Annotated in this window: 1 protein-coding gene and 2 pseudogenes; all 3 read right to left on the bottom strand. The window is 68.9% G+C overall.

All coding sequences use genetic code 11. The features are described 5' to 3' along the window. Window positions 1-440, bottom strand: a pseudogene (locus CVO76_RS17225) (NUDIX domain-containing protein); the annotation flags it as partial. A 2-nt stretch (window positions 441-442) separates the two neighbouring features. Further along, complete coding sequence (locus CVO76_RS04470) at window positions 443-2,143, bottom strand: CTP synthase (protein WP_133081621.1); 1,701 nt, start codon at window positions 2,141-2,143, stop codon at window positions 443-445. Continuing rightward, window positions 2,140-2,910: pseudogene (locus CVO76_RS04465) on the bottom strand (DNA repair protein RecN); the annotation flags it as partial. The gene CVO76_RS04470 and the pseudogene CVO76_RS04465, both read right to left, overlap by 4 nt.

Here is a 2,910-nt window from a genome sequence, read left to right as displayed (position 1 = left end):
GGCACCTCACCGATACCCCGCGCGAGGTACACGCGCAGCGCCTCGGAGGAGGACCCGGGTGAGAGGAAGAGGTCGACGAGGACGTGCCACTGCCGGGCGGTGAGGTCGGCCTCCTCGGCGAGCTCGCGGGCGGCGGCGTCGACGAACTCCTCACCCTCCTCGTCGAGGAGGCCGGCGGGGATCTCCCACAGCGCCATGCGCACCGGGTGCCGGTACTGGCGCAGGAGGAGCACCTGCCCGTCGTCGTCGAGCACCAGCACGGCGACGGCCCCGGGGTGCCGGATGAAGTCGCGCGTGATGGACTCGCCGTCGTCCGTGAGGGTGAACTCCTCGCTGACGACGTCCCACACCCGCCCCTCGTAGACCGTGGTGGTCCCGAGGAGCCTGCGCGGGCTCTGCTCGTCGCCGAACGTGGCGTCGCCGTTGCCGACCGGCTGCACGGTCAGGCCTTCGCGCCGCGGCGCTCGAGGGCCGCCTTGACGAGGCCCGCGAAGAGCGGGTGCGGCCGCGTGGGACGCGACCCCAGTTCGGGGTGCGCCTGCGTGGAGACGTAGTAGGGGTGCACGTCCTTCGGCAGTTCGGCGAACTCGACGAGCTTGCCGTCCGTCGTCGTCCCGGAGAAGACGAGGCCGGCGTCGGCGATCTGCTGGCGGAACTCGTTGTTCACCTCGTAGCGGTGGCGGTGCCGTTCGAACACCGTGGTCTTGCCGTAGGTCCCGGCGATGACGGAGCCCTCCTGGAGCTTCGCCTCCCAGCGGCCCAGGCGCATCGTGCCGCCCATGTCCCCCTCGCCGGCCACGATGTGGAGCTGCTCGGCCATCGTCGCGATCACCGGGTACTCCGTGTCCGGTTCGAACTCGCTGGAGGACGCGCCCTCGAGTCCGACCACGTTCCTGGCGTACTCGATGACCATGCACTGCAGGCCCAGGCACAGGCCGAGGGTCGGGATCCTGTTCTCGCGGGCGTAGGTCAGCGCTCCGAGCTTCCCCTCGAGTCCGCGGATGCCGAAACCGCCCGGGATGCACACCGCGTCCACGCCGTCGAGGGCCTTCTTCGCCCCCTCGGGCGTCTGGCACTCGTCGGAGGGGACCCACTTGATCGTGACCTTCGCCTTGTTCGCGAAGCCACCCGCCCGCAGTGCCTCGGTGACCGACAGGTAGGCGTCGGGGAGGTCGATGTACTTGCCGACGAGCGCGACCTCGACCTGGTGCTTCGGGTTGTGGACGGCCTCGAGGAGCTTGTTCCACTTGGTCCAGTTGACGTCCTTGAACTTCAGGTCGAGCGACTGGACGATGTAGGCGTCGAGGCCCTGGGCGTGCAGGGTCTTCGGGATGTCGTAGATGCTGGGCGCATCCGCGGCGTTGACGACGGCGTCGAGGTCGACGTCGCACATGCGGCCGATCTTCTCCCGCATCGCCGCGGGGACCTCGCGGTCCGAGCGGATGACGATGGCGTCGGGCTGGATACCGATGGAGCGCAGCATCGCGACGGAGTGCTGGGTGGGCTTGGTCTTCAGTTCCTGGGACGGGCCGATGTACGGGACCAGCGAGACGTGCAGGAAGAAGACGTTGTTCCGGCCGATGTCCTGGCGGACCTGGCGGGCCGACTCGAGGAAGGGCTGCGACTCGATGTCACCGACCGTGCCGCCGATCTCCGTGATGATGACATCGGGCGCCTTCTTGCCCGGTGCCCCTTCGGCCGGCAGGCGCATGCGCCGCTTGATCTCGTCCGTGATGTGCGGGATGACCTGGACGGTGTCTCCGAGGTACTCCCCGCGGCGTTCCTTCGCGATGACCGTCGAGTAGACCTGGCCGGTCGTGACGTTCGCCGAACCGTCGAGGTTCTCGTCGAGGAACCGTTCGTAGTGCCCGATATCGAGGTCGGTCTCGGAACCGTCGTCCGTGACGAACACCTCGCCGTGCTGGAAGGGGTTCATCGTGCCGGGGTCGACGTTGAGGTAGGGATCAAGCTTCTGCATCGTCACGGAGAGGCCGCGCGCCCTCAGGAGGTGACCCAGGCTGGAAGCCGTCAGTCCCTTGCCGAGTGAGGAGGCCACGCCGCCAGTCACGAAGATGTGCTTGGTCGTTGCGGATTTAAGGAACCGGGAGTTTATTTGCTGCGCCACGGAATTCAAGCCTATCACCGAGCGGAGGTGCGGGCGGCATCGGCGAGGAGCTCCTCGGCGTGGGCGCGTGCCGATGCCGAGTCCTCCTGGCCTGCGAGCATCCTCGCCAGCTCCCGCACGCGCTCGTCGTCGGGCAGCACCTCGACATCACTGGCGGTGACGCCACCGCCGTCCCCGTCCCGCGACACGTTCTTCGTGACGCGGATGTGCCGCGCCGCGAAGGCCGCGACCTGCGGGAGGTGCGTCACCACGATGACCTGCACGTGCTCCGCCAGCATCGCGAGGCGTCGGCCGATCTCGACGGCGGCCTTGCCGCCCACGCCGGCGTCCACCTCGTCGAAGACGAAGGTCGGTACGGGGTCCACCGCCGCGAGGACCACCTCGATGGCGAGCATGACCCGCGAGAGCTCGCCGCCGGATGCTCCCTTGCCCAGCGCGCGCGGTGCCGACCCGGGGTGCGGCTGCAGGTTGAAGGCGATGTCGTCGGCACCGTGGAGAGTCAGCGCCTCTGCCGGCGTGACCTCGATCAGCAGCTGGGCGTCCGGCATCGCGAGGGCGGTGAGCTCGTCGCTGACCTTCTCGGCCAGGCTCTCGGCAGCGGCGCGGCGCAGGGACGACAGCGCGTCCGCGAGTTCGTGCACCTGCCGGTCGAGGCCGTCGATGACGTCGTCGAGCTCCTCCACGCGGGAGGAGTCGCCACTGAGTTCGAGCAGGCGCTTGACGGCGTCCTCCTGCCAGGCCAGCACCTCGTCGATGCTCGGGGCATACTTCCGCACCAGGACGGA

Origin of the sequence: Arthrobacter agilis (assembly GCF_002953615.1) — a bacterium.
GTDB lineage: Bacteria > Actinomycetota > Actinomycetes > Actinomycetales > Micrococcaceae > Arthrobacter_D > Arthrobacter_D agilis_B.
Note: the sequence above shows the minus strand (reverse complement) of the source record. Positions and strands in the feature narration are given on the sequence as shown.